Raw genomic sequence first — 26,981 nt, forward strand, 5'->3', positions numbered from 1 at the left:
CGCGCCGGCACCGGCGGCGGCTGCGCCGAGCCCGCCGCGCCGACCGGACACAGCGTGAGTCACCGATGGTCGGCACCTTCTACCGCTCGTCGAGCCCGGGCGCCAAGGCCTTCGCCGAGGTCGGCCAGGAGATCAAGGAAGGCGAGCCGATCTGCATCATCGAGGCGATGAAGATCATGAACGAGATCGAGGCCGACAAGTCGGGCACGGTCACCAAGATCCTCTGCGAGAACGGGCAGGCGGTCGAGTTCGGGCAGCCGCTGTTCATCATCGAGTGAGGCAGAGCACTCGATGTTCAAGAAGATCCTGATCGCCAACCGAGGCGAGATCGCCCTCCGCATCCAGAGAGCCTGCCGCGAGCTCGGCGTGCGCGCCGTCATCGTCTACTCGGAGGCCGACCGCGACGCCAAGTACGTGAAGCTCGCCGACGAGGCGGTCTGCATCGGCCCGCCGGCCTCGGCGCAGAGCTATCTCAACATGCCGGCCATCATCGCCGCCGCCGAGGTGACGGATGCCGAGGCCATCCACCCCGGCTACGGCTTCCTCAGCGAGAACGCCGACTTCGCCGAGCGCGTGCAACAGAGCGGCTTCACCTTCATCGGCCCGACGCCGGAGTCGATCCGCGTGATGGGCGACAAGGTGGCTGCCAAGCAGGCCATGATCAAGTCGGGCGTGCCCACGGTGCCGGGCGCCGAGGGCGCGTTGCCGGACGACCCGAAGGAGATCATCCGCCAGGCGCGCGCGATCGGCTACCCGGTCATCATCAAGGCCGCCGGTGGTGGCGGCGGACGCGGCATGCGGGTGGTGCACACCGAGGCGGCGCTGATCCACGCGGTGCAGACGACGCGCGCCGAGGCCGGCGCGGCCTTCGGCAACCCGACCGTCTACATGGAGAAGTTCCTCGAGAATCCGCGCCACATCGAGATCCAGGTGCTGGCCGACACCCACCGCAACGCGGTGTGGCTGGGCGAGCGCGACTGCTCGATGCAGCGTCGCCACCAGAAGATCATCGAGGAAGCTCCGGCGCCCGGCATCCCGCGGCGCGTGATCGAGCGCATCGGCGAACGCTGCGTCGCCGCCTGCAAGAAGATCGGCTATCGGGGCGCCGGTACCTTCGAGTTCCTGTACGAAAACGGCGAGTTCTACTTCATCGAGATGAACACCCGCGTGCAGGTCGAGCACCCGGTGACCGAGCTCGTGACCGGCGTCGACATCGTGCAGATGCAGATCAAGATCGCCGCCGGCGAGAAGCTGCCGTTCACGCAACGCCAGATCGAGATGCGGGGCCACGCGATCGAGTGCCGCATCAACGCCGAGGACCCGTACAAGTTCACGCCGTCACCGGGCCGCATCACGATGTGGCATCCGCCGGGCGGCCCCGGCGTGCGGGTCGATTCGCACGCGTACACCAACTACTTCGTGCCGCCGAACTACGACTCGATGATCGGCAAGATCATCACGCACGGCGACACCCGCGAGCAGGCCTTGGCCCGCATGCGCACGGCGCTGCTGGAGACGGTGATCGAAGGGATCCAGACCAACACGCCGCTGCACCGCGAGTTGGTGGTCGACGCGAAATTCGTCGAGGGCGGCACGAGCATCCATTACCTCGAAGGCTGGATGGCCCAGCGCAAGCGCTGACGTGGCAGACACGAGCATGTTCGAGCTGGTGTTGCTCGCCCGCGAGGAGCAGGTCGAGTCAGTGTCGGACGCGCTGATGGAACTCGAAGCGCTGAGCATCTCGGTCGAAGACGCGGACGCCGACACACCGTCCGAGCAGGCGTTGTTCGGTGAACCCGACATGCCTGCACCGAAGGCCGGTTGGCAGCGCTCGACGCTGCGCGCCCTGTTTCCGGACGAGTCCAGCGCGACCGATGCGGCGACGCTGTTGCTGGCTCAGGAGTGGGCGGCCGATCTGCAGGTGCACTCGCTGCAGCCGGTGCCCGAACAGGACTGGGTGCGATTGACGCAGTCGCAGTTCGCGCCGGTCGAGATCACGCCGACCTTCTGGATCGTGCCGTCATGGCATGAGGCGCCGGCCGCGGCGACGCAGGTGATACGGCTCGACCCTGGCCTCGCCTTCGGCACCGGCACGCATCCGACGACGCGCATGTGCCTGCGCTGGATCGCCACGCACGAGGCTGCGGTGCGCGGCCGGCGCGTGCTCGACTATGGCTGCGGCTCGGGCATCCTTGCCATCGGTGCCGCACTGTTCGGGGCCGCGCCGATCGACGCGGTCGACATCGACCCGGCGGCGATCCAGTCGACTCGGGACAACGCACATGCCAATGGCGTGACGCTCGAAGCCGGGCTGCCCGAACGCGCCGGCAGCCCGTCGGCCATCTATCCGCTGGTGCTGGCCAACATCCTGGCCACACCGTTGAAGCTGCTGGCGCCGCTGCTCAGCGCCCATGTCGCCGCGGGCGGCCACCTCGTGCTGGCCGGCATCCTGGAGCGCCAGGCCGCCGAGCTGCAGGCCGCCTATGCGCCATGGCTTGTGCTCGAGGTCAGCGATCGCGAAGACGGCTGGATCCTGATGACCGCCCGCCGCGCCGCCTGAGAAGGGCCTGCGCGATGGCATCATTCGCAGCATGAGCCTGGCCACCCGCTGCACCGCCTGCGGCACGATCTTCCGTGTCGTGCAGGACCAGCTCAAGGTCTCGGAAGGCTGGGTGCGCTGCGGCCGCTGCCAGGACACCTTCAACGCGCTCGAAGGCCTGTTCGATCTGGAGCGCGAGGCACCGCCGCAGCGTATCCCGAAGGCCGGCGCTACGCAGTCGGTGGTCGAGGGCATGGCCGAGTTCGTTGCGAGCCATCACCCCGGCAACAGCGAACACGGCGCACTGCCGGCCATGCCCGCGACCCAGGAGCATGACGCGATCGAGTCGCGCTTCTTCGCGCCGCAGTCCGACGACAGCCGCTCGGACGAGCACCCCGATTTCGCCGATGCCCGCTTTCCGAGCGAGTTCCCGCCCGACGCCGCGGCACTGGAACCGGACGCGACCGAAGATCCCGTCGATGCGCTGCCGCCAGCCAGCCCCAAGAGCGCGCCGCCGTCCACGCCATTGCTGCAGCGCTGGCGCGACAGCCGTGCCGCGCGACAGGCGGCCGCGATGAGTTCGCTGCTGGAGGCGCCGATCGGGACGAGGCGGCGATGCCGCCGCCCGCTGCGCCGGCCGTTGCCGGCACTCCCGGCTTCCTGCGCCAGGCCGAGGATGCGGCGCGCTGGCGCCGCCCGCGGGTGCGCGCCTCGCTCGTCGTGGCTGCGGCACTGCTGATCGGCACGCTGCTCACCCAGATCGCTGTGCAGTACCGCGACGCCTTCGCGGCACAATGGCCGCAGGCGCGGCCGACACTGGAAACGCTGTGCGAGGTGCTGGACTGCCGCATCGAGCCGCTGCGGCGCCTTGCGGCCATCACCGTCGAATCGAGTGGGCTGACGCAGGTGGAAGGCAGTGATGCCTACCGGCTGAGCCTGACGCTGCACAACCGGGGCCAGGTGGATATCGCCCTGCCGTCGGTCGATCTCAGTGTGACCGACAACAGCGGCACCCTGGTCTCGCGGCGCGCGCTGGCGCCGGCCGATTTCCGCACCGCCACGGGCGGTTCAGTGCCCGGCGTGGCGCTCGCCCCCGGATCGGAAAGTCAGTTGCAAGCACTGCTGACGGCGCGCGGCGCACGCATCAGTGGCTACACGGTCGAGCTGTTCTATCCCTGAGCCCCTTGCTCGTCGCCGATCGACCGCCCTTTTATTCTTCCTCGTCTCGGAGTTGCCATGCCGGCCCTGATCTGCGGTTCGCTCGCGTTCGACACCATCACCATGTTCCCCGGCCGCTTTGCGCAACAGATCCTCCCTGAGCAGATCCACATCCTCAACGTGTCCTTCCTGGTACCCACGCTGAAGCGCGAATTCGGCGGTTGCGCCGGCAATATCGCCTACACCCACCAGCAGCTGGGCGGCACGCCGGTGGTGATGGCGACGCTCGGCGCCGACGGCGACGGCTACCTGCAGCGGCTGCGCGATTGGGGCGTGAGCACGACCCTGGTCAAACGCATCGATGAAAGCTACACGGCGCAGGCGATCATCATCACCGACCAAGACAACAACCAGATCACCGCCTTCCACCCCGGCGCGATGCAGTTCGCACAGCGCACGGCGGTGCCCCCACGGGGTGACCTGGCGCTCGCGATCGTGGCACCGGACGGCCGCGACGCGATGATCGAGCATGCCCAGCAGTTGCACGAGGCCGGCATTCCATTCATCTTCGATCCGGGCCAGGGCCTGCCGATGTTCGACGGCACCGAACTGCGCCGATTCGTCGAGCAGGCGAGTTGGGTCGCGGTGAACGACTACGAGGCGAGGATGCTGTGTGACCGCACCGGCCTGAGCTCGAACAACTGTCGCGCTCCCACTTGCGCGGCCTGTTCGTCACACTGGGCGCTGACGGCTGCGAGGTGTGGGAGCAGGGGCAGGTCCGGCGCGTTCCTGGCGTGACCGCCACGGCGATCGTCGATCCGACCGGTTGCGGCGACGCCTTCCGCGGTGCGGTGCTCTACGGCCTGGAGCGCGACTGGCCCCTGGCGCGCTGCGCCGAACTCGGAAACCGCGTCGGCGCGCTGAAGATTGCGTGCGCCGGCCCGCAGAACCACCGCATCGATCGGGCCGCGCTCGGACTCTGAATCGGTATCGACTGTGCCGTAATGCACAGTCGTGAGGCAGCGGCGCCCTCGGAGACAGCGACACGCGAGATGGATTCACGGACGCAGTGGCGGCCGAGCAGCTATCGTTCGCATCAGGCTGAGTGGCCGGTGAAACTGCGGCCGCCGATGGAGTGTGCGATGACTCTCACGAACTGGCTGCTGTTGATGGGCGCTGCGCTCGCGCTGGCCGCGCTTTCGTGGCTGATGTGCGCCTGGTGGTATCGACGCCAGTTGAGTGCCGTGCTGCAACGCCTCGAAAAGGCCCGCGCCGTCGCGGGCCAGAATGCAACGCAGGCCAAACGCCAGATCGCACAGTTGCAGAAGGAACTGGCCGAACGCCCGGCGCTGAGTGCGGTTCAGCGCGAAGCCCGCGACAAGGCCGCCGATGCCGCCGCGCGCAAGCAGGAACTTGCCGAGAACCTCGACCGCGGCCGACTCGCGACGGCCCTGCCTGCGAACGGCTTCGCCGACACGCAACCTCTCTAGACCGACCGCGTACTGCCGCTGCTGCTGCGCCCATGAAAAAGCCCGGCCGGAGCCGGGCTTTCAACTCTGGTCGAGCCAATCGCTCAGGGCTTGGTGCCCGTCGGGAAAGGCCAAGCCGCTTGCGGGCTGAGCGTGGTCTTCGCTGCCGGGGCTGCAGGCGCAGCAGGGGCGGCGGGAGCCTTCTTCGCAGCCGGCTTCTTCGCGGCTTTCTTCGCAGCCGGCTTCTTGGCAGCCTTCTTCGCGGCAGGCTTCTTCGCCGCGGCCTTCTTGGCAGGGGCCTTCTTCGCCGCCGCCTTCTTGGCCGGAGCCTTCTTCGCCGCCGCCTTCTTGGCCGGAGCCTTCTTCGCCGCCGCCTTCTTGGCCGGAGCCTTCTTCGCTGCCGCCTTCTTGGCCGGAGCCTTCTTGACTGCAGCCTTCTTCGCCGGGGCCTTCTTGGCCGCGACCTTCTTCGCCGGGGCCTTCTTGGCCGCAGCCTTCTTCGCAGGGGCCTTCTTAGCGGCCGGTTTCTTCGCAGTTGCCATCACGATTCTCCTTGATCAAGTTGCAAAGAGCACTGTGCCGCTCGATACGGCACAGCGATTCACTGCCCATGGGGCTGCCTTGGAGAGACGCTCCGGTGCAGTGAATGGGGTCGTGGGCAATGCGTTGCGCTTCTGCGTCGCTAACGTCTCACCCACAGATCTTGATTTGTTGTCTTCCTTCTTCTTCAGAGCCCGAGCGCCGTGCGCACGAGGTGCTTCAATCCCAGGAGAGCGCGCCACCGGACTGGTACTCGATGACGCGGGTCTCGAAGAAATTGCGCTCCTTCTTCAGGTCGATCATTTCACTCATCCACGGGAACGGGTTTTCCTCGTTCGGGAAGAGCTCCTCCAGGCCGATCTGCGTCGCGCGCCGGTTCGCGATGTAACGCAGGTAGCCCTTGAACATGGACGCGTTCAGACCGAGCACGCCGCGCGGCATGGTGTCTTCGGCGTAGCGGTATTCCAGTTCGACGGCCTTCATGAACAGGGCCTTGATCTCGGCCTTGAATTCGGCGGTCCACAGCTGGGGGTTCTCGAGCTTGATCTGGTTGATCAGGTCGATGCCGAAGTTGCAGTGCATCGACTCGTCACGCAGGATGTATTGGTACTGCTCGGCCGCGCCCGTCATCTTGTTCTGCCGACCGAGCGCGAGGATCTGCGTGAAGCCGACGTAGAAGAACAGACCTTCCATCAGGCAGGCGAAGACGATCAGCGATTTCAGCAGCGTGCGATCGTTCTCGAGCGTGCCGGTGTGGAAGTTCGGATCCATGATCGCGCCGATGAAGGGGATCAGGAACTCGTCCTTGTCGCGGATCGACTGGACCTCGTTGTAGGCGTTGAAGATCTCGCTCTCGTCCAGGCCCAGCGACTCGACGATGTACTGATAGGCGTGCGTGTGGATCGCTTCTTCGAAGGCTTGGCGCAACAGGAACTGCCGGCACTCGGGCGCGGTGATGTGGCGGTAGGTGCCCAGCACGATGTTGTTGGCGGCCAGCGAATCGGCGGTCACGAAGAAGCCGAGGTTGCGCTTGATGATGCGGCGCTCGTCTTCCGACAAGCCGTTCGGATCCTTCCAGGTCGCGATGTCGCGCGACATGTTGACCTCTTGCGGCATCCAGTGATTCGCACAGGTGGCGAGGTACTTCTCCCACGCCCACTTGTACTTGAACGGCACCAGTTGGTTGACGTCGGTCTGGCCGTTGATGATGCGCTTGTCGGCCACGTTGACGCGGCGCGTGCCCGCTGCCGCCGAAGGCTTCACGGCATGGGCCGCAGCCGGAGGCGCATCGAACAAGGCAGCAGACTGCGTTGCGGGCGACGAGGAAATCGGGGATGACGGGTCTGTGGCCCGTGCATCGCGCAGCGATGAGGGCGGAGTGTGATGCGTCGCAGTGGAGGCGGAACGAGCGTCGTCTTCCCAAACCAGCATGGTGTACTTCCTGTGAACTGAATTATCGGAGTGTTGTGTTCAAACACCAAGCACTTGTTGACATCGAAGCGCTGAAGTTGTTGCGGTCGTGCATCGCTTGCAGGCGACCACGACCGCACGACACGCATTGGCGAATCACTGACAGGCCTCGCACGTCGGGTCGTCGATCGCGCAGAACTTCATGTCGGTGGCGGGCACGCTGCTCGCAGCATCGAACTGCGCTTGCGCTGCAGCAGCCACGGCATCGACACCACCGCTGCCGCTCGACACGGCATTCAGGTGCCCCGCCTTCACCGTCGATTTCTCGGCATGCGTCGCGCCCACCGTGCGCAGGTAGTAGGTGGTCTTCAGGCCACGCTGCCACGCGAGCTTGTAGGTGTCGTCGAGCTTCTTGCCGGACGCGCCCGCCATGTAGATGTTGAGGCTCTGCGCCTGGTCGATCCATTTCTGGCGGCGTGCCGCCGCCTCGACCAGCCAGGTCGGCTCGACCTCGAAGGCCGTCGCGTAAAGCGACTTCAGTTCCTCTGGCACGCGGTCGATGCGACGCAGCGAACCATCGAAGTGCTTGAGGTCCATCACCATCACGTCGTCCCACAGACCGAGCTTCTTCAGATCACGCACGAGGTACTCGTTGATGACCGTGAACTCGCCCGACAGGTTGGACTTGACCGACAGGTTGCTGAACGACGGCTCGATCGACGCGTCCACGCCGATGATGTTGGAGATGGTCGCGGTCGGAGCGATCGCCACGCAGTTGGAATTGCGCATGCCGTGCTGCTGGATGCGCGCGCGCAGCGCGTCCCAGTCGAGCGAGGTGGAACGGTCGACGTCGACGTAGCCGCCGCGCTGCTCGGCCAGCAGATCCAGGCTGTCGATCGGCAGGATGCCGCGGTCCCACAGCGAACCCTTGTAGCTGGAATAGCGGCCGCGCTCCTCGGCCAGTTCGGTCGAGGCCCAATAGGCGTGGTAGCACACCGCCTCCATCGAACGGTCGGCGTACTCGACCGCCTGCTGCGAAGCGTAGGCAATGCGCAGTTGGTAGAGGCTGTCCTGGAAGCCCATCACGCCCAGGCCGACCGGGCGGTGGCGCAGATTGGAGTCGCGTGCCTTCTTGACCGCGTAGTAGTTGATGTCGATCACGTTGTCGAGCATGCGCATCGCCGTCGACACCGTCTTCCTCAGCTTGGCGTGGTCGATCTCCAGACCCTCGGCGCCGTGCATCAGGTGCTGGGCGAGGTTGACCGAGCCGAGGTTGCAGACCGCGATCTCGCTGCCGTTGGTGTTGAGCGTGATCTCGGTGCACAGGTTCGAAGAGTGCACCACGCCGACATGCTGCTGGGGCGAGCGGACGTTGCAGGCATCCTTGAACGTGATCCACGGATGCCCGGTCTCGAACAGCATCGACAGCATCTTGCGCCACAGGTCCTTGGCCGGCACGCGCTTGTAGAGCTTGAGCTCGCCTCGATCGGCCTTCTGTTCGTAGGCGGTGTACGCCTGCTCGAAAGCGATGCCGAACTTGTCATGCAGGTCCGGGCAGGTGGACGGCGAGAACAGCGTCCAGTCGCCGCCTTCGATGACGCGCCGCATGAACAGATCGGGGATCCAGTTCGCGGTGTTCATGTCGTGGGTGCGACGGCGGTCGTCGCCGGTGTTCTTGCGCAGCTCCAGGAACTCCTCGATGTCGAGGTGCCAGGTTTCCAGGTAGGCACAGACCGCCCCCTTGCGCTTGCCGCCCTGGTTGACGGCCACCGCGGTGTCGTTGACGACCTTCAGGAATGGCACGACGCCCTGCGACTCGCCGTTGGTGCCCTTGATGTGGCTGCCGAGCGCACGCACCGGTGTCCAGTCGTTGCCCAGACCACCGGCGAACTTGGAGAGCAACGCGTTCTCCTTGATCGCCTCGTAGATGCCGTCCAAGTCGTCGGCCACGGTCGTGAGGTAGCAGCTCGACAGCTGCGAGCGGCGCGTGCCGCTGTTGAACAGCGTCGGCGTGCTCGACATGAAGTCGAAGCTCGACAGCACCTCGTAGAACTCGATTGCCCGCGCCTCGCGGTCGACCTCGTTCAGCGCCAGGCCCATGGCCACGCGCATGAAGAAGGCCTGCGGCAATTCGATGCGCGCCTTGCGAACGTGCAGGAAGTAGCGGTCGTACAGCGTCTGCAGGCCGAGGTAGTCGAACTGCAGGTCGCGGTCGGCCTTGAGCGCCTCGCCCAGGCGGCGCAGGTCGTACTGCATCAGCCGCTCGTCGAGCAGTTCGGCCTCGACACCCTGCTTGATGAAGCCCGGGAAGTAGTCGGCATAGCGCTGCTGCATTTCCTCGTGGAGCACCTCGCCGCCGAGGATTTCGCGGCGGATGGTGTGCAGCAGCAGCCGCGCAGTCGCCCGCGTGTAGGCCGGGTCCTTCTCGATCAGCGTGCGGGCGGCCAGGATGGCGGCCTTGTAGACCTCGTCGATCGGCACGCCGTCGTACAGGTTGCGCTGGGTCTCGGCGAGGATCGGCGCAGCCTGCACCTCGCTGCCGAGATTGGCACAGGCCGATTCCACCAGGGCCTGCAACCGGCCGGTGTCGAGCGGCACGCGCTGGCCGCGATCGATCACGTGCAGCGCGACGGCCGGCGCCACCGGCGCAGCGCCCTGCTTGGCGCGCTCCTGAGCGCGGCGCTCGCGGTACAGCACATAGGCGCGGGCGATCTCGTGGTGCCCGCCGCGCATCAGCCCGAGTTCCACCGCATCCTGGATGTCCTCGATGTGGAAGGTGCCGCCGCCCGGACGTGAACGCAGCAGCGCGCGCACCACCGATTCGGTCAGACCATCGACCATCTCGCGGACGCTGGCCGAGGCCGCACCCTGCGTGCCGTGCACGGCCAGGAAGGCCTTCATCAAGGCCACGGCGATCTTGTTCGGCTCGAACGCCACCACCGCTCCGTTGCGCCGGATGATCTGGTAGCCGGCATAGGCCGAGCTGCCGGGAGCCGCCCGCGAAACTGCGGTGGCGGCGAGCGCGCCGCCGGCAAGAGCGGCGGCCGGAACGCTGGAGCTGATGGATTGCATGAGGTCCCTTTCGGTTCTTATGAGATGACGGTGTTTGCGACGGGCCGGCGCAAGGGGTTCGACTGCGGGTGATCGCCTGGGTTCAGCCTTCGAGGTACCAGCGTGCACGGGACACGGTGCGCCATGAACTGCCGATCGCCATCGTGACAGCGGGACGATCGGAGCAGACGCAGCGCCGGGCTGTACAACGCCGCCTGGACGGGGCGGCCACGAGGTCGATGTTCACGCGAGAGCGACCCCGGACGTGCTCGGCTCAGGCAGGACGGGAAGGCATCGGCACACTATATCTAGCGCTCGTCGCCTCTACAAGCACTATATGTAGCGTGTCACGACTTGAAACGTGGCGACCTTTCTCACACCTCGGAGACAAGCCGCATCAGTGCTTGCGCACGACGGCCCGGCCCACGAGTGACGCGCCTCCAGCGCGAAAATCGGCCGCCAGGCCGCATGGAACCTGCCTTCGCCAAACGCGCTCGCTTCGCGCCTTCAGCGCGAGGCGAGCACACCCTTGGGAAAGTACCGATCCGGCCATTCTGTCAGCGACTGCAGGCGCACCCACTCGAAGCCGGCGCCGGGGTCGAGCTTGCGCCCGGGAGCCACGTGCTCATGCCCGGCCACGTCGCGCAACGGATGCTGCCGCGCGAGCGCGTGCAGCAACTCGGCGAGGCGCTCGTACTGCGACGGCTCGAAGCGCTCGCCCTCCAGACCTTCGAGCTCGATGCCGATCGAATAGTCGTTGCAGTTCTCCCGGCCTCGCCACGCCGAGCGGCCGGCATGCCAGGCCCGCCGCGCTGTCGGCACGAACTGCAGCAGCTCGCCGTCGCGCCGGACGACGAAATGCGATGACACCTCGAGGCCGCGGATCTGCTGGAAATAGGGGTGAGCATCCCAGTCGAGCGTGTTGGTGAACAGCCGCTCGATCGAGTCGCCTCCATAGCTGCCAGGCGGCAGGCTGATCGAATGGATCAGCGCCAGCGTGACCTCGGTGCCTTCTGGCCGCGGCCCATGGTTGGGCGAATCGACGCGGCGCGCAGCCGACCACCAACCGTCCTGCCAGTGCGTGCCCTGCAGGCTCACGCCCGCCCCGATCCGGCGGGCGGCAGTTCGTCATCCGAGTCGTCGGCACCCGGCCCGATGGCCACGCCATGCTCGGCGACCATGACCCCCAGCCGCGCCATGCGATAGCGCATCTGCCGCAGCGAGAGACCGAGCTGGCGCCTGCAGCAGTGCGATTGAAGCGGTAACGCTCCAGCGCACGCACGAGGATGTCGCGCTCGACGCCGTCGAGGTAGGCGGCGAGATCGTCCGGCAACGGCGTCGGCAGCGCCGCGCTCGCCGGGAACTCGGCGGCGCTCGGCGTCGGCACACCCGCTGGCAGCGCCGCCAGCTCGGCACGCCCGCTGTCGCTGAACGCCGACTCGGGCAGGTCGAGGTCGCCGACATCGATCACATCGCCATCGCACAGCGCGACGGCCCGGTGCAGCAGGTTCTCGAGTTCGCGGACGTTGCCGCCGAAGGGGTAGCGCAGCAAGTAGGCGAGCGCGTCACGCGTCAGCCGCGGCGGCGGACTGACTCCGGCGTCGGCGGCGATGCGCTCCAACACGCGCTCGCAGATCGCCGGCAGATCCTCGAGCCGCTCGCGCAGCGGCGGCACCCGGATCTGGATCACGTTGAGCCGGTAGTACAGGTCCTGGCGGAAGCGCCCCGCCTGCACGTCGGCCGCCAAGTTCTTGTGTGTCGCGCTGACGATGCGAACGTCCAGCGCCGTCTCCGTCGTCGCGCCCACCGGCCGCACCGAGCGTTCCTGGATCGAGCGCAGCAGCTTGCTCTGCATCGACAGCGGCAGATCACCAATCTCGTCGAGGAACAGCGTGCCGCCACGCGCGGCCTGGAAGAAACCGTCGCGGTCCTCGTTCGCCCCCGTGAACGCACCGCGTCGGTAGCCGAAGAACTCGGCTTCCAGCAACTGCTCAGGGATCGCCCCGCAGTTCACCGCAATGAAGGGCTGACTCCGGCGCACGCCGCTGTCGTGGATCGCCCGTGCGACCAGCTCCTTGCCGGTGCCGGACTCGCCATGCACCAGCACCGGTGCCATGCTGCGCGAGACCTTCTCGATCAGCGAACGCACCTGCTGCATCGGGGCCGAGTTGCCGGCCATCCGCGCCAGCGCGCCGGCCGGAGGGACCACCGCAGCGGCCGGGCCGATCACGATCGTCGGCACCGGGCGTGCGGCAACGCCGGCGCGCGAGGGCCTCGCCGCCCCGGACTCGGACGGCAACTGATCGGGCTGCACCGTCGGACCGCTGGCCGCGGCCCGACCGAGGGCAGACGCCACGACGCTGCGGAACAGTTTCAGGTCGACCGGCTTGGTCAGGTAGTCGTAGGCGCCGGCCTTCAGCGCCTCGACGGCGCTTTCCGCCGAGCCGTAGGCGGTGATGACGATGGTCTTCTCGCGGCGCCCGGCTTCCTCCAGGCGATGCAGCAGGTCGAGCCCGCTGCCGTCGGGCAGACGCATGTCGGTGATCACCGCGCTGAACGTGCGGTCGGCGAGTTGGGCCCAGGCGTCCTCGACACAGGCTGCGGTCTCGATCTCGTAGCCCTCACGCAGCAGCGTCAGCTCGTAGAGGGTGCGCAGGTCGGGCTCGTCGTCGACCACCAGCAGGCTGAAATGCGAGGCCGGCTCATGGCGTCGCTCCCGGGGTGGAGCATCGCCGCGCCGACAGGTCATGTGCCGTCGAAGGGCTGAAGTCGCTGGGCACTGAAATTCTCATGCGCTGAAGTGAAGCCGGGAATCGCCGTCCGGAAGCAGCGTGCGCCGCATGGCGACCGAGAACACGTTGCGGTGGCGCTCCGGCGCGCCGCGTGAGCTGTATTCGATGCTGGCGCCGTAGCGCTCGCACAGCTCACGACAAATATACAGTCCCAGTCCGGTGCCGCGGCTGCGCGTCGAGAAGAAGGGCTCGAACAGGTAACGCTCGACCTCGGGCGCGATCTGCTCGCCGTCGCTTCCCACCGTGAGCAGGGCTCGGCTTTCGCTCGCCGCAGCGAGCCGCAGTTGGACCGCACCGGGCGTCCGGCTTCCGTGCCGCAGCGCGTTGTCGAGCAGATTCACCAGCACGCGGCGCAGGTGCTCGCCGTCGAACACCACGCCGAGCGGCTCGCTCGGCAGGTCGACCCGCAGCACGCTGTCGGCACCGATCGCCAGGCCCGCGGTGCGGGCCCACTCGCCGCAGATGGTGGCGACCTGCAGACTCGCGTCGAGCGGCGCCGGCTCGGGCAGCAGGCTCGGTGCAACCTCCATCACGTCGTCGACGATGCGCTTCAGGCGCTCGGCGTTCTCATCCACCATGCGCGTGAGCTGCACCTGCTGCGCGCTGCTGGCGTCTTCGGCCAGCAGCGCATTGGCTTGCATGATCGCCGCCAGCGGATTGCGGATCTCGTGCGCAATGCCGGCCGACACGCGACCCATCGCCGCCAGCTTTTCCTGGCGCACGCGCGCCTGCACCGTGCGCAGGTCCTCCAGGAAGAGCACGCAGTAGTCCTCCGGCGCCCCCGTCTCGCGGCGACGCGTGAAGCGCACGCGCAGGCGCAGCTGTCGCGGCCCCGTATCGCTGGAGGCCACACGGGGCAACACCACGTCGCGCCCCCCCTCGGGCCAGTGGCCCTCCCCGAAGGCCCGGTCCACGGCCCTGACCAGGGGCTCCCAGGCCTGCACACCGGTCAGCGAGAAGCTGTCGGCGGCGCTGATCAGCGGCTCGTCGAGCAGATGGCGCGCCGCCGGGTTGGCGGCGCGCACCCGGCCACGGCGGTCGACGACCATCACGCCGTCCTGCATTTCCTCGAGGACGAGGCGATTGAGTTGCGCCTGCTGGCGCGCCAATTCGAGGCTGCCGCGCGCTGTCAGCTCCTCGCGCGCCAGCCGACCGGACAACTCGCCCGCCATCAGGCTGACCACGAACAGGCCGACGCCGGCCAGGCCCGCCTGCGTGAGCTGCAACGTTGCCTCGCCGGTCACGTCCACATTGAGCCCCGCGGCAGCAAGCAGGATCAAGGTGCACCCGGCGGCCACTCCCAACGCCTGCAGACGCGGCGTCAGCACACCGGCCATCAGCACCGGCAGCACGAGCAGCGCCGAGTAGTTCAGCACGCCTCCGCCGGCCAGCAGATGCAGGACGCCGAAGCTCAGCATGTCGACCCCGATCGTCGCCATCCAGTGGCGGCGTCGCAGACGCGACTGCAGCGCCGGCTGCATCGGACCCAGCAGGTTGGGCAGCACCCACAACAGGAGCGCGGCCATCGCGTAAAGCGAACACAGCGACAGCACCAGCTCTCGCTGTGGCCGCGGACTCAGCCAGGTGATCGCCACCTCGGTGGCCAGCAGCGCGAGACCGAGCACCGCGCGCGAGGCCACGAAGGCACGGTAGAGCCGGTACACCGCGCTCTGGCCCGACCCGGCGATCCGCCGCGCCTGACGCGACAGGAAGCGCGAATCGGCAGCATCGGTCTCGCGCCACTCGCCACGGTCGAAGCGCGACTGCGCCGCATCGTCGTCACCGGGCAGGCCGAGATCGATCGACCCGAACCACGACGCCCCGCCATCCGCAGGGGCGCGACGGCGACCCGATCCGGTCGTGCCCGCCATCAGCGTGAGTCGCCGTGGGCGAGCCGGTGCGCGTCGCTGCAGTAGTGGCCCTGCAGGCCCGCCACGGCCTCGGCTCGCGGCAGGTGCACGCCGCAGTGAACGCACTCGATCATGGCCTGCGGCGCACTGCCCTCGGACGCGGGCGCACGGTCGGGGCGTACCGCACGTGGCCGCGAACGCACGAGCCACAGCACGGCCACGATCACCAGCAGCAGGACCAGGTACTTCATGCGTGAAGGGACGTCGGAAAGACAGAAGAAGGCCGTGCTTCGCCGTCAGGTCGTGCGGTGGAGGACCACTTCCAGCACGAAGCGCGAGCCGACGTAGGCGAGCAGCAGCAGCCCGGCCCCCACATAGAGCCAGCGCGTCGCCAGCCGGCCCCGCCACCCGAAAGCGCGGCGCCCGGCGAGCAGGGCCGCGAACACACCCCAGGCCAGCACGGAGAACACGCTCTTGTGATCCCAGCGCCAGGGCGAGGAGAACCACCAGCCGAGCAGCAGCGTGGCCGACAGCACGACGAAGCCGGCCGCCACGAAGCGGAAGGTCAACTTCTCCAGCCGCAGCAGCGGCAGCCCGGGCGACGGCACGCGCGGCGCTTCGCCTGCCGCCGGCTTGCTGCGCAGGCGCTGCTCCGCACGCCGCAGCAAGGCGGCGTGCAGCAGCGCGGTGCCGAACAAGCCATACGACGCAATGCCGAGGATCCAGTGCAACGGCGCCCACGGTGAGCCAGCGTGCGGGCGCAGTTCGCCGGGAAACACCAGGGTCAGCACGACGGCAGCCGCACCCAGCACGGCCAGCGTGCGCCGCACGCCGGCCAGCGGCACAAAGCGGCTTTCGATCGCATACACCGCCAGCACCAGCCACAGCGTCACCGACAGCGCGGGCGCGAAACCGAAGCGAGCGCCCGGCTGCGCCTCACCGACGCCGGCCGCGTGGAGGCCGATGGCCAGGCCATGGCCGATCCATCCGACCGCCAGCACGACGCCGAGCCATGTGGCTTCGCGCCTGAACGCAGCGACAAGGTAGGCCAGCAGCGCCACGATGCTCGTCGCGGCCAGCGGCAGCAGGCTCGCAGCGGAGAGGCCGGGCGATAAAATCATGCTGCGCAGTGTACGTTCGCGCCCCGGGCCGCAAGGGTGCGCGCCGGACGGCCGGCTCCGCAGCGCGCCGCGCCCCGACACAGCACCAACCCGAGACCTCCTCCCATGGCATCCGCCCTTTCCGAACGCCTGAGCCGCCTGGTCAAGACCATGCGCGGCCAGGCCCGCATCACCGAAGACAACGTGCAGGACATGCTGCGCGAGGTGCGCATGGCGCTGTTGGAGGCCGACGTCGCGCTGCCAGTGGTGCGCGACTTCATCGCCCGCGTGAAGGAAAAGGCACTGGGTCAGGAGGTCGTCGGCTCGCTGTCGCCGGGGCAGGCGCTGGTGGGCGTGGTGCACAAGGAGCTCGCGGCGACCATGGGCGCCGGCGGTGTGGCCGAGCTGAACCTCGCGACGCAACCGCCGGCGGTGATCCTGATGGCCGGCCTGCAGGGCGCCGGCAAAACCACGACGACAGCCAAGCTCGCCAGGCACCTGATCGGGCGCAAGAAAAAGGTGCTCACGGTGTCGGGCGACGTTTACCGGCCGGCCGCGATCGAGCAGCTGAAGACGGTGACCCAGCAGGCCGGCGCGGAGTGGTTTCCGTCGCAGGCCAGCGACCAGCCGGTCGACATCGCGCTGGCCGCGGTGGACTACGCGAAGAAGCACTACTTCGACGTGCTGCTGGTCGACACCGCCGGCCGCCTGGCGATCGACGAAGCGATGATGGCCGAGATCCGCGCGCTGCACGCGGCGCTGAACCCGATCGAGACATTGTTCGTCGTCGACGCGATGCAGGGCCAGGACGCGATCAACGTTGCCAAGGCCTTCAAGGAAGCGCTGCCGCTGACCGGCATTGTTCTGACCAAGCTGGACGGTGACTCGCGCGGCGGCGCCGCGCTGAGCGTCCGCCAGGTCACCGGCGCGCCGATCAAGTTTGCCGGCGTGTCCGAGAAGATCGACGGCCTGGAGCTGTTCGATGCCGAGCGCCACGCCGGACGGATACTCGGCATGGGCGACATCCTCGCGCTGGTCGAGCAGGTGCAGCAGGGCGTCGACCTGCAGGCGGCACAGAAGCTCGCCGACAAGGTGAAGTCGGGCTCGGGCTTCGACCTCGAGGACTTCCTCTCGCAGATCTCGCAGATGAAGAACATGGGAGGCCTGTCGGGCCTGATCGACAAGCTGCCCGCGCAGATGACCGGTGGCAAGACGCCACAGCTCGGCGCCGCGACATGGACCGTGCCGAGCGCGACGTGCGTCGCATGGAAGGAATCATCCGTTCGATGACGCCGCTCGAGCGGCGCAAGCCCGAGTTGCTCAAGGCCAGCCGCAAGCGCCGCATCGCCGCCGGCGCGGGCGTTCAGGTGCAGGAGGTCAACCGCCTGCTGAACCAGTTCGAGCAGATGCAGGGGATGATGAAGAAGATGAAGGGCGGCGGCATGATGAAGATGATGAAGCGCATGGGCGGCGGCGGAATGAAAGGATTTGTTCGCTAGCCCGAAAGCGTGCGTTGTTCTCTTGACGCTCTTCGGCGCCCCACTTACGTTCATCGTCGGGGTTTTGGAGGATGACGATGATGGGCGATCCGATGGTTTTGCAGGCGCTGGCGGTGCTGTTGGCGGGCCTGATGCTGGTGGTACTGGCGCGACGCCGCGGTGGCCGTGAACGCCCGGAAAGTCCGGGCCGCGACAAGCAGCGCGACAAGCGCGTCGAGGCGCTCGACACCGTGGCCGCGTGGCCGCCCGAAGCCACCCGCGTGCTCACGCTCAAGGAGCGCAAGGCGCAGTTGGTGCTGCAGCAGGCCCTGCCCGAGTACACCTTGCTGGCGCAGGTGCCCCTGGCCCGCTTCATCCGCGTGCCGACCCGCAATTCGTACCACGAGTGGATGCGCCGCGTCGGCCAGATCTGCGCCGACCTGGTGGTCTGCGACACGGTCTCGCAGGTGATTGCCGTCGTCGAAGTGCGCCGCCCGCCCGGCAAGGACGGTGAACGCACCGTGCGCCGCCACGAGCGCATGGACCGCGTGCTGCAGCAAGCCGGCATCCGCGTGATCGTCTGGAACGAGGACGCACTGCCGAGCGTCCCGATGGTGCGCGACCAAGTGGTGAACACGTCGCAGGGCCTTCGTACCGAGGACGGCGGCAGCCGTGTGCGCACCCGCCGGGCAGCGGTCATGCCGGGGGTGCTCGTGACCGAGGTCGCCGGCAGCGCCGCGCCGGCGGCGCGGCCCACGATGGTGACCTTGCAGGACGTGCTCGAGGACCTGGACCGCGAGGCAGCTGACGGCGCCACGCTGGCGGAGCCCGCCCAGTCGACCTGGTTCGACGATCTGTCGTCCGCGTCGATGCCGCTCGACGCGCCGGCCCGCTGAACCTGGCGCGTCCGGCTCAGGTCAGCAGCGCCTGCGAGAACTCGCGCGCGTCGAAAGTCTCCAGATCCGCGAGCTTCTCGCCCACGCCGATGAAATAGACCGGCACCGGCGAGGCGCCGTCACGCTCGCGCGACCACAGCGCGATCGCCGCCAGCACCCCGCCCTTGGCAGTGCCGTCGAGCTTGGTGACGACCAGCCCGGTCAGCCCCAACACGGCATCGAAGGCCTTGACCTGGGCCAGCGCGTTCTGCCCGGTGTTGCCGTCCACCACCAACAGCACCTCGTGCGGCGCGCCGTCCATGGCCTTGCCGATGGTGCGCTTGATCTTGCGCAGCTCTTCCATCAGGTGCGCCTGCGTCGGCAGGCGGCCGGCGGTGTCGGCGACGACCACATCGCAGCCGCGGGCCTGCCCGGCCTTCACGGCATCGAAGCTCACCGCGGCCGGGTCGCCGCCTTCCTGGCTGACGATCTCGACGCGGTTGCGGTCCGCCCACACCGCGAGTTGCTCCTTCGCCGCTGCGCGGAAGGTGTCGGCCGCCGCCAGCAGCACCTTCAGGCCGCCGTCGGCAAGGTGGCGCGTGAGCTTGCCGATGCTGGTCGTCTTGCCCGCGCCGTTGACCCCCGCGACCATGATCACCGTCGGCCGCGTCTCGCCCAGCACCAGCGGCCGCTGCAGGGGCGCAAGCAGTTCGGCCAGCGCGTCGACCAGCAACAACTTCACCGCGGCAGGATCGGTGGCCTTGTGCTCCTTGACGCGCCGCTTCAGGTCGGCGAGCAGGTGCTGCGTGGCGGGCATGCCGGCGTCGGCCATCAGCAGCGCCGCCTCGAGTTCCTCGTACAGCGCCTCGTCGATGCGCGTGCCGGTGAACACCTGCGTGATGCCGGATCCGGTGCGCCGCAGCCCGCTCTTGAGCCGGTCGAGCCAGGGGCGGCGCTGTTCGGCAGGCGCCGCAGCAGCCACGCGGACTTCGGCATCAGGCCCGGGAGACGGTGCGGATGCTGCTGGGGCCTCGGGGCCGGTCGGCGGTGGCGCCACGACCGGCGCCTTCTTCTTGAAGAAACTGAACATGTGGCCCGGATTCTAGGGACAGGCCGCCGCGGCCTCTCTGGGACGCAGCGCCCCACACGCACCACGGTGAGCCCGGCGCGCGAGCGATCGTCACCGGCGCACCGGAGAAGCGGCTGCCTAGAATCGGCCGATGCCCCGTGCCCCCGCTGCCGCTCGCCCCGCCGCCACGCCAGCCAGGCCGGGTGAGGTCCGACTGATCGGCGGGCAGTGGAAGCGCAGCAAGCTGCCGGTGCCCGTGGCTCCGGGGCTGCGCCCCACGCCCGACCGCGTGCGGGAGACCTTGTTCAACTGGCTTGGCCAGGACCTGAGCGGCTGGCGCTGCTCGATGCCTTCGCCGGCAGCGGCGCGCTCGGTTTCGAGGCAGCCTCGCGCGGCGCCAGCGACGTGATGCTGCTCGAGCGCGACGCCGCCTGGTGCGCGGACTGTGCGCAGTGCGGGCGCGACTGGCGGCCCACGCGGTGCGCATCGAGGCCGCCGACGCGCTGGCGTGGATGACGCGTTACGCCGGCGCGCCCTTCGACTTGGTGCTGCTGGATCCGCCCTTCGACGGGGGCCTGTTCGAGCCGGCGCTGCGCGCTGCGCAGCGCGTGCTGGCACCCACCGGTCGCGCCTACCTCGAAGCCGACCGGGCGTTCGAGGCCGAGACGCTAGAGCCACTCGGCTTCGCGCTCGATCGGCACACCCGCGCCGGGCAGGTGCATGCGCACCTGCTCCGCCCCGCGGACCGTGACGCTGCGGCATAAACTTCGCCACCCTGCCCGCTCCGCGAAGGAAACACCGTGCCCTTCAACCCCGGCCTGAGCGCCGTCTACCCCGGTACCTTCGACCCGATGACGCTCGGACACCAGGATCTGGTGCGTCGCGCCAGCGCGCTGTTCCCCCGTCTGATCGTCGCCGTGGCCGCCGGCCACCACAAGCGCACCATGTTCACCATCGCCGAACGGCTGGAGATCGCGCAGGAACTGCTGGCCTCGCATCGCAATGTCGAAGTCATCGCGTTCCGCGGGTTGCTGCGCGACTTCGTCGTCGAGCACGGCGGCAAGGTGGTGGTGCGCGGCCTGCGCGCCGTGAGCGACTTCGAATACGAGTTCCAGATGGCCGGCATGAATCGCCAGCTGATGCCCAACGTGGAAACCGTGTTCCTGACCCCGAGCGACCAGTACCAGTTCATCAGCGGCACCTTCGTGCGCGAGATTGCCACCTTGGGCGGTGATGTTTCGAAGTTCGTGGCACCCTCGGTCCTCCAGCGCCTGAAACAGCGCGTCAGCCAGGCCACATGACACACCGGATGTCCGTCCCGATCGACAACGCCCGCCGCGGGCTCGGCGGCCGTGCGCCGCTGCATCGGAGCTCCCCATGGCCCTGATGATCACGGACGACTGCATCAACTGCGACGTCTGCGAGCCCGAGTGCCCCAACCAGGCCATCTCGCTCGGGCCCGAGATCTACATCATCGACCCGGCCAAGTGCACCGAGTGCGTCGGTCACTTCGACGAACCGCAGTGTGTGCAGGTCTGCCCGGTCGCCTGCATCCCGGTGAATCCGGCGCACGTCGAGAGCCCGCCGCAGTTGTGGGCCAAGTTCAGGGCGCTCGTCGGTGAACCCGCGTCGCCAGACGTGTCGCCGCTGCCCCCCTCCGGCACCGCTGCGGCTGAATCGCCGTTCTGTGTTCAACGGGTCGGCGGGGCCGCCGTTCCGGCGCGCGTCTTCTTGGCACCGGGCGGCACAGGCCCTGTCGCCTTGAAATCTCCGGAAGCACCGGCCGGAGGGTTTGCAGGCCGCTTCGCGTGCCGCCGCTTCTTCGGGTTCGGCTTGCCGGCAGTCGCGTGCACCTCTGCGTCCTTCTGCGTTGGCGCGCTCAACGAAGCCGCCCTCACGCTCACCGACTCGGCTTGGCGTCGCTCGTGGGCGAGCGCATCGGCCAAGCGGGCATCGCGCCGCGCCGCCTCCATGGCCTGCTGGCGCTGGGCCGGCGTGCGTGCGTCGTCATCGACGCGGAGCGTGCGCCCGTCCGCACAAGGCTGCTGCGAGTAGCTGCGTCCGTCGGCGCCGCAGCGGTAGACAGCCCCCTGGGCGCTGGCGGCCTGCGGTGCCGCGGCGGCGAACAAGCCCAGCACCAGCAGTGACAGCATCCCATGCTTCATGGAGGATCGCCCTGGGTGGTGGCCGGGGCGCTGCCGGCAATATCGGGCGCCTAGGAGCATCCGCCGCAGCAGGAACCCCAGTGCCCGCGACCGCCACCGGCCGCGGCGGCTTCGGCCGGGGCGGCTTGCTGGTGTGCAGGCGCAGCGTGGCCTTGCTCATGTCACCGGACAGCAAGGCGTCGACAGCAGTCAGCGAGCGCACGATGCAGGCATCGATGGCCTCACGGTGCTCGCGCGTGGGCTTGCCGAGCACGTAGTTGGCCACCTCGGCCTTCACACCCGGATGACCGATGCCCAGCCGCAGACGCCAGTAGTCAGTGGAACCGAGTTGCGCATGGATGTCGCGCAGGCCGTTGTGGCCGGCATGGCCACCGCCCTGCTTGAGCTTCATCTCGCCCGGCGGCAGGTCGAGCTCGTCGTGGGCCACCAGGATCTCCTCCGGAGCGATCTTGAAAAAGCGTGCCAGCGCCGCTACCGACTTGCCCGACACGTTCATGTAGGTCTGCGGCTCCAGCAGCCACACCGGCCCGACAGGCGTGTTCACTCGCGCCACCAACCCGTGGTACGCGCGCTCCGCGTGCAGCGAGGCCTTGAGCTGGCGCGCGACGGCGTCCACCCACCAGAAGCCGGCGTTGTGGCGAGTGGCCTCGTACTCCGGGCCCGGGTTGCCGAGCCCCACCATCAGTCGAATCATGACAAAGATTATCGTGAGGACCCAGACCGAGCCACACCGTGGAAAGCGTGCAGCCACGAAGGAGCTTCTCTCTCCTCTTGCGATCTTTCATCGAGTCGGAACAGGTCGAGTCTGCGTAGGCAAGGCATGTCCCTGTGTGGAGATCTCAGCGTACTTGAAGCCCGCATCCGTGGTCGCGCCCCCATGAGAGGGAGTTGCCCAGATCGTGTAGCGGGCCCCGGTGCGACACGGACAACAAAAAGCCCCGCCGAAGCGGGGCTGGAAGCATGGGCAGCGAACACCCAAGAAGAATCACTTCTTGTTCTGCTTCTCGCTCTTCTTGCCCTTGGCAGCTGGCGCGGCAGCGGTCGGGGTGGCGACTTCGGCCGGGGCTTCTTCCGCGGCCTGCATCACCACGGTGGCGATCACCGGGTTCTTCTTGCCGCGCAGCACCACCTTCACGCTCGGGGGCAGCTTCAGGTCATTGACGTGCAGCGACTGGCCCTTGGCCAGTTCGCCCAGATCGACCGTCAGGTACTCGGGCAGTTGCGAGGCCAGGCACTCCACCTCGAGTTCGGTCACCACGTGCGAGATCAGGCCCTTGTCGAGCTTGACGCCCGGCGCGTTCTCTTCGTTGACGAAGTGCAGTGGCACCTTCTTCGTGACGCGCGTGGTGGCGTCGACGCGCTGGAAGTCGACGTGCAGCACCTGCGGGCGGAAGGCGTGCATCTGCACATCACGCAGCAGCACCTGCTGGCTCTTGCCATTGAATTCCATGTCGAGCAGGGAGGCGTGGAAGGCTTCCTTCTTGAGCGCGTGGAACAGCGCGTTGTGGTCGAGCTCGATCTTCAGCGGCTCGCCGGCGCCGTAGACGATGCCCGGCACCTTGCCGGAAATACGCAGGCGGCGGCTCGCTCCGGTCCCCTGCAGTTCGCGCGGATAAGCGACGAATTTCATGAGTTTTCTCCAAAAGGAAGGTGCCCGCGACCAGGCACCCTGTGTGAACCCGCACGCCCCATGCGCACGGGCAGAACCCGGCTCAGAAGTTGTTGTTCTGCTCCGAGAAAAGCGAGGTGACCGACTCACCGTCCGAGATGCGGCGGATGGTCTCGGCAAACAGGAAGGCCACCGACAGCTGGCGGATCTTGGTGGTGGCCTTGGCCGCCGCGTTGAGCGGAATGGTGTTGGTGATCACCACCTCGTCGATCTGCGAGTTCTTGATGCGCTCGATCGCCGGGCCGGAGAACACCGGATGCGTGCAGTAGGCGAACACGCTCTTCGCGCCGCGCTCCTTCAGCACCTCGGCGGCCTTCACCAGGGTGCCGGCGGTGTCGATCATGTCGTCCATGATCACGCAGTTGCGGCCGTCGATCTCACCGATCACATGCATGACTTCCGACACGTTGGCCGCGGGGCGGCGCTTGTCGATGATGGCGAGGTCGCAGTTGAGCTGCTTGGCCAGCGCGCGGGCGCGCACCACGCCGCCGACGTCGGGCGAGACGACGATCAGGTCGTCGTAGCGGCGGCTCTTCAGGTCCGACAGCAGCACTGGCGAGGCGTAGATGTTGTCGACCGGAATGTCGAAGAAGCCCTGGATCTGGTCGGCGTGCAGATCCATCGTCAGCACGCGGTTCACACCCACGGCCTCGAGCATGTTGGCAACGACCTTGGCGCTGATCGGCACGCGGGTGGAGCGCGGGCGGCGGTCCTGGCGCGCGTAGCCGTAGTAGGGGATCACGGCGGTGATGCGGCCGGCCGAGGCACGCTTGAGCGCGTCGACCATGATGAAGAGCTCCATCAGGTGCTCGTTCGTCGGGGTGCAGGTGGGCTGCACGACGAAGATGTCGCGCGCCCGCACGTTCTGCTGGATCTCGACCGTGACTTCGCTGTCCGAGAACCGCCCGACGGCCGCGCGGCCCAGTTCGATGCCGAGCGAGGTGGCGATCTCCTGCGCCAGCGCCGGATTCGCATTGCCGGTGAAGATCACGGTGTTGGAGGAGAGCATCACGCCTCCGAGGCGGTCGTTCGTTGGAAAAAACCTGTCCGATCAAAAAACATGGCGCCCGGAACGCGGGCGCCATGCTTCCTGGGTAAAGCTTTGGCAGGGGAAGAAGGATTCGAACCTTCGCATGTCGGAATCAAAATCCGATGCCTTAACCAACTTGGCGACTCCCCTACACAGGACACCGCTCCGGCTTGCGCCCGAGCCACGCCCGAAACCGTCGCATGGCGATGATCAGCCGGCCCAGAGCGCCAGCGGATGCACCGTCAAGCCGCGGCACATGCGTCCCACCCACGACGGAGGAAGCGAAGCCGCTTCCATCATCGCAACCGTCGGTGACTCGCCGGTGCCGGCCTCCGCGAACACCGCGCTGCCGGATCCCGACATGCGGCTTGCGCCGTAGCGGGATTGCAGCAGCGCCAGAGCCTGGACCACCTCGTCGCTGTACGCCATTGCGGGCGTTTGCAGATCGTTGTGGCCGAACTCGACTGCGTTTGCAGAGAAGTCCGAGATTGTAGCAGCAGCGGTGTTCCTCACCAACAGCGGGCTGCCGAAGATCGCCACGGTGGGCACCGCCACAGCGGGCTTCAGCACGGCCCACCAGCGCGGCGCCAGCTCGATGGGCGTCAGTCGTTCGCCGATGCCCTCGACCCAGGCGTTGTGACCGCCCACGAAGAAGGGCACGTCGGCGCCGAGCTGCAGGCCCAACGCCAGCAGCCGCTCGCGCGACCAGTGCAGGCCCCACAGGCGGTTCAGCGCCAGCAGGGTGCTGGCGGCGTCGGAGCTGCCGCCGCCCAGGCCGGCGCCCCAGGGTACGTCCTTGTCGATCGAGATGTCGGCGCCGAGCGGGCAGGCGCTCTCGCGCTGCAGCAGGCGCGCCGCGCGCAGGCACAGGTCGTCCTCGGGCAGCGCGGCGGCCAGGTCGTGGCGGACCAGGCGGCCGTCGAGGCGGCGTTCGAAATGCAGGGTGTCGGCCCAATCGATCAGCGCGAACACCGACTGCAGCAGGTGGTAGCCATCGTCGCGCCGGCCCGTCACGTGCAGGAACAGGTTCAGCTTGGCTGGCGCGGGAACGTCGTAGAGGGCTTGCAGACTCATCGGCGGGCCTTCTCAGGGGCATCGTCGAGCTTGCGCGCACGCTCACCACGGGGAGCGCGGCGCGGCGCGCCTCGACCCAGCCCTCGGCCCGGCGCGACACGTCGACCACCCAACCGAGCTGCGAAAAGCCCTGCGGTTGCGCCGCGCTCGGCGCGCCGGGCCAGGGCCGGGCGTGAAGCCAGTCGAACAGCGCGGCGAGCGGTACCCGCTCGCCCAGCGCGTCTTCCGCCAGGCTCTCTAGGTCGGGGTAGAGGCGCTCGCCGTCGCCGGAGCGCAGGCGAACCTGCCGCGGCGACCAGTCGGCGCGGGCGAGCTGGATGCCGAGCGGCGTCGTCAACGACAGCTGGCCCGACTCGGACGAACCTTCCAGTTCGAACGCCGCATTGAAGTTCCGTGCCGCGTCGCCCTCGACACGCACCGACAGCGTCCCGCCAGCCGCTCGCCCTGGGGCGCCGGCGTGCCAACGCCGGCGCACCCCGCCAGCCACACTGCCGCAGCACACGCGGCGGCGAGCAGTGCGCAGCCACGCCTCACAGATCGACCTTGAGCCGCGCCAGGGTTTCCTTCAGCACGTCGTTCGTGGCGTCGCGGGCCCGGGCCTCGGCCCAGATCCGACGAGCCTCGTCGCGCCGGCCACTGACCCAGAGCACCTCACCCAGGTGCGCGGCGATCTCGGTGTCCGGTCGTGCGCCGTGTGCCTGCCGCAACCAGCGGATCGCCTCGTCATGGTTGCCGAGCCGGTACTCGACCCAGCCCAGGCTGTCGATCAGGAACGGATCGCCCGGCGACAGCTCCAGGGCCTTGATGATCAGCTGGCGCGCTTCCGGCAGGCGCTGGTTGCGATCAGCGAGCGAGTAGCCCAGCGCGTTGTAGGCCTGCGGCTGCTGCGGCTTCAGCGCGATCACGCGACGCAGCAACTGCTCCATCTCGGTCATGCGGTCGAGCTTCTCGGCCATCATCGCCTGCTCGTACAGCAGGTCGGTGTCGTCGCGGTAGCGGTCGTTGGCCTCGGTCAGGACGCCCAGTGCCTCCGACCACTGCTTCTGGTCGCGCAGCAGTTGCGCCTCCACCAGCAGCTTGGAGCGCGCGTCCTCCGGCTGCCGTTCCGGCAGCGCGCGGATCAGGCTGCGCGCCTCGGCGAGCTTGCCCTGCTGCGCCAGCAACGATGCGCGCCGCGATTGCACCGTCAGTGCCTGGGAGCTGTCGACCTTGGCCAGCCAGCCCTCGGCGGCCTTGAAGTCGCGCCGCTGCTCGGCGGCCTGGGCCAACAGCAGGTAGGCCTGCGTCAGACGCTGCATGGGCGTGGCGGCGTCCTCGTCCTGCGTGGCATCGGCCGCTTCGGTCGATGCCGCCTCGCTGCCGGCCTCGAGGCGCGCGAGGTACTCGCGCAGCGCCGCTTCGGCCTCGGCCGGCTGCTTCAGTTCCAGCCGCAAGGCGCCCAGCGTCAGCCAGGCGTCGACGAACTGCGGCGCGTCGCGCGTCACCGCCTCGAGCTGCGGCGCGGCGTCCGCATAGCGCTGCGCGACAGCCAGCGTGCGGGCATAGACCAGCCGCACCGCGCTGCGCGTGGCGGCCGGAGCCGGTGGCTGGGCCTCGAGAAAGGCCGTGACCAGCGACTCGGCCCGCTGCTCGGTCGGCATCAGTTCAATGGCGAGCAGCGCCACGGCCTCCGACCGCGGACTCAGCGCTTGACCACGGCGCGCGGCGTCGAG

The 26,981-nt window shown here is 68.2% G+C and carries 19 protein-coding genes, 1 tRNA gene and 7 pseudogenes; 12 read left to right on the plus strand and 15 right to left on the minus strand.

Annotated elements, in window-relative coordinates:
- From accB to x551_RS05945, 7 genes and pseudogenes are all read left to right on the plus strand, one after another.
- Nucleotides 1–278: pseudogene (gene accB / locus x551_RS05915) on the plus strand (acetyl-CoA carboxylase biotin carboxyl carrier protein); the annotation flags it as partial.
- 13 nt (nt 279–291) lie between these two features.
- A complete protein-coding gene (gene accC, locus x551_RS05920) occupies nt 292–1,641 on the plus strand; it encodes an acetyl-CoA carboxylase biotin carboxylase subunit (protein WP_011830783.1) in 1,350 nt (449 codons plus the stop codon).
- 16 nt (nt 1,642–1,657) lie between these two features.
- Entirely contained in the window at nt 1,658–2,560 is a 903-nt protein-coding gene (gene prmA / locus x551_RS05925) for a 50S ribosomal protein L11 methyltransferase (RefSeq protein ID WP_036231885.1), read from the plus strand.
- A gap of 31 nt (nt 2,561–2,591) precedes the next feature.
- Nucleotides 2,592–3,278, plus strand: a complete 687-nt coding sequence (locus x551_RS05930; RefSeq protein WP_036247833.1) for a zinc-ribbon domain-containing protein — start codon at nt 2,592–2,594, stop codon at nt 3,276–3,278.
- Complete coding sequence (locus x551_RS05935) at nt 3,242–3,718, plus strand: DUF3426 domain-containing protein (RefSeq protein ID WP_051511865.1); 477 nt, start codon at nt 3,242–3,244, stop codon at nt 3,716–3,718. The genes x551_RS05930 and x551_RS05935 overlap by 37 nt, the downstream gene beginning before the upstream one ends.
- Before the next feature lie 57 nt (nt 3,719–3,775).
- Nucleotides 3,776–4,680, plus strand: a pseudogene (locus x551_RS05940) (carbohydrate kinase family protein).
- Between the two features lie 129 nt (nt 4,681–4,809).
- Nucleotides 4,810–5,187: a hypothetical protein gene (locus x551_RS05945; RefSeq protein WP_152543431.1), complete on the plus strand. Its 378-nt coding sequence runs from the start codon at nt 4,810–4,812 to the stop codon at nt 5,185–5,187.
- Nucleotides 5,188–5,270: 83 nt separating this feature from the next.
- Here x551_RS05945 and x551_RS05950 read toward each other — a convergent pair whose 3' ends face one another.
- The 8 genes and pseudogenes from x551_RS05950 to ccsA form a co-directional block, all read right to left on the minus strand.
- Entirely contained in the window at nt 5,271–5,708 is a 438-nt protein-coding gene (locus x551_RS05950) for a histone H1-like DNA-binding protein (protein ID WP_011830788.1), read from the minus strand.
- A gap of 217 nt (nt 5,709–5,925) precedes the next feature.
- On the minus strand, nt 5,926–7,137 hold the full coding sequence (locus x551_RS05955; protein ID WP_011830789.1) for a ribonucleotide-diphosphate reductase subunit beta: 1,212 nt from the start codon (nt 7,135–7,137) through the stop codon (nt 5,926–5,928).
- A gap of 135 nt (nt 7,138–7,272) precedes the next feature.
- Nucleotides 7,273–10,188 (minus strand): ribonucleoside-diphosphate reductase subunit alpha, encoded by a 2,916-nt coding sequence (locus x551_RS05960; RefSeq protein WP_036247836.1) that lies wholly within the window; start codon nt 10,186–10,188, stop codon nt 7,273–7,275.
- A gap of 486 nt (nt 10,189–10,674) precedes the next feature.
- The gene (ampD, locus tag x551_RS05965; protein ID WP_148211074.1) at nt 10,675–11,259 is read right to left on the minus strand and encodes a 1,6-anhydro-N-acetylmuramyl-L-alanine amidase AmpD; all 585 of its coding nucleotides are present in this window, start codon (nt 11,257–11,259) and stop codon (nt 10,675–10,677) included.
- Between the two features lie 2 nt (nt 11,260–11,261).
- Nucleotides 11,262–12,916 (minus strand): annotated as a pseudogene (locus tag x551_RS05970) (sigma-54 dependent transcriptional regulator).
- 39 nt (nt 12,917–12,955) lie between these two features.
- Nucleotides 12,956–14,830, minus strand: coding sequence for an ATP-binding protein (locus x551_RS05975; RefSeq protein WP_036231877.1), 1,875 nt, complete (start codon nt 14,828–14,830; stop codon nt 12,956–12,958).
- On the minus strand, nt 14,830–15,060 hold the full coding sequence (locus tag x551_RS05980) for a PP0621 family protein (RefSeq protein WP_011830794.1): 231 nt from the start codon (nt 15,058–15,060) through the stop codon (nt 14,830–14,832). Before x551_RS05980 ends, x551_RS05975 begins: the two co-directional genes overlap by 1 nt.
- A gap of 45 nt (nt 15,061–15,105) precedes the next feature.
- Nucleotides 15,106–15,930, minus strand: a complete 825-nt coding sequence (ccsA, locus tag x551_RS05985) for a cytochrome c biogenesis protein CcsA (protein ID WP_011830795.1) — start codon at nt 15,928–15,930, stop codon at nt 15,106–15,108.
- A gap of 105 nt (nt 15,931–16,035) precedes the next feature.
- Between ccsA and ffh the strand changes: the two are divergent.
- Both ffh and x551_RS05995 read left to right on the plus strand, forming a co-directional pair.
- A pseudogene (gene ffh, locus x551_RS05990) lies at nt 16,036–17,408 on the plus strand (signal recognition particle protein).
- A 77-nt stretch (nt 17,409–17,485) separates the two neighbouring features.
- The gene (locus x551_RS05995) at nt 17,486–18,283 is read left to right on the plus strand and encodes a DUF2726 domain-containing protein (RefSeq protein ID WP_161727981.1); all 798 of its coding nucleotides are present in this window, start codon (nt 17,486–17,488) and stop codon (nt 18,281–18,283) included.
- A 16-nt stretch (nt 18,284–18,299) separates the two neighbouring features.
- Here the strand turns inward: x551_RS05995 and ftsY are convergent, their stop codons facing one another.
- Nucleotides 18,300–19,352, minus strand: coding sequence for a signal recognition particle-docking protein FtsY (gene ftsY, locus x551_RS06000; RefSeq protein ID WP_036231881.1), 1,053 nt, complete (start codon nt 19,350–19,352; stop codon nt 18,300–18,302).
- A gap of 130 nt (nt 19,353–19,482) precedes the next feature.
- Between ftsY and rsmD the strand changes: the two are divergent.
- The 3 genes and pseudogenes from rsmD to x551_RS06015 all read left to right on the plus strand — a co-directional run.
- Nucleotides 19,483–20,095: pseudogene (gene rsmD / locus x551_RS06005) on the plus strand (16S rRNA (guanine(966)-N(2))-methyltransferase RsmD).
- A gap of 36 nt (nt 20,096–20,131) precedes the next feature.
- The gene (gene coaD / locus x551_RS06010) at nt 20,132–20,632 is read left to right on the plus strand and encodes a pantetheine-phosphate adenylyltransferase (protein ID WP_011830800.1); all 501 of its coding nucleotides are present in this window, start codon (nt 20,132–20,134) and stop codon (nt 20,630–20,632) included.
- Between the two features lie 76 nt (nt 20,633–20,708).
- Nucleotides 20,709–20,945: pseudogene (locus x551_RS06015) on the plus strand (YfhL family 4Fe-4S dicluster ferredoxin); the annotation flags it as partial.
- A 648-nt stretch (nt 20,946–21,593) separates the two neighbouring features.
- Here x551_RS06015 and pth read toward each other — a convergent pair.
- The 6 genes and pseudogenes from pth to x551_RS06045 form a co-directional block, all read right to left on the minus strand.
- Nucleotides 21,594–22,190 (minus strand): annotated as a pseudogene (gene pth, locus x551_RS06020) (aminoacyl-tRNA hydrolase); the annotation flags it as partial.
- A 291-nt stretch (nt 22,191–22,481) separates the two neighbouring features.
- Complete coding sequence (locus x551_RS06025) at nt 22,482–23,126, minus strand: 50S ribosomal protein L25/general stress protein Ctc (protein ID WP_011830804.1); 645 nt, start codon at nt 23,124–23,126, stop codon at nt 22,482–22,484.
- An 82-nt stretch (nt 23,127–23,208) separates the two neighbouring features.
- Nucleotides 23,209–24,174, minus strand: coding sequence for a ribose-phosphate pyrophosphokinase (locus tag x551_RS06030; protein ID WP_011830805.1), 966 nt, complete (start codon nt 24,172–24,174; stop codon nt 23,209–23,211).
- A gap of 94 nt (nt 24,175–24,268) precedes the next feature.
- A tRNA-Gln gene (locus x551_RS06035) sits at nt 24,269–24,345 on the minus strand.
- Between the two features lie 60 nt (nt 24,346–24,405).
- On the minus strand, nt 24,406–25,269 hold the full coding sequence (ispE, locus tag x551_RS06040; protein WP_011830806.1) for a 4-(cytidine 5'-diphospho)-2-C-methyl-D-erythritol kinase: 864 nt from the start codon (nt 25,267–25,269) through the stop codon (nt 24,406–24,408).
- Nucleotides 25,270–25,799: 530 nt separating this feature from the next.
- Nucleotides 25,800–26,981: tetratricopeptide repeat protein (locus tag x551_RS06045; RefSeq protein WP_036247848.1), on the minus strand; the 1,182-nt coding region annotated here is incomplete at its 5' end.

The organism is Methylibium sp. T29, from assembly GCF_000576205.1.
GTDB lineage: Bacteria > Pseudomonadota > Gammaproteobacteria > Burkholderiales > Burkholderiaceae_C > Methylibium > Methylibium petroleiphilum.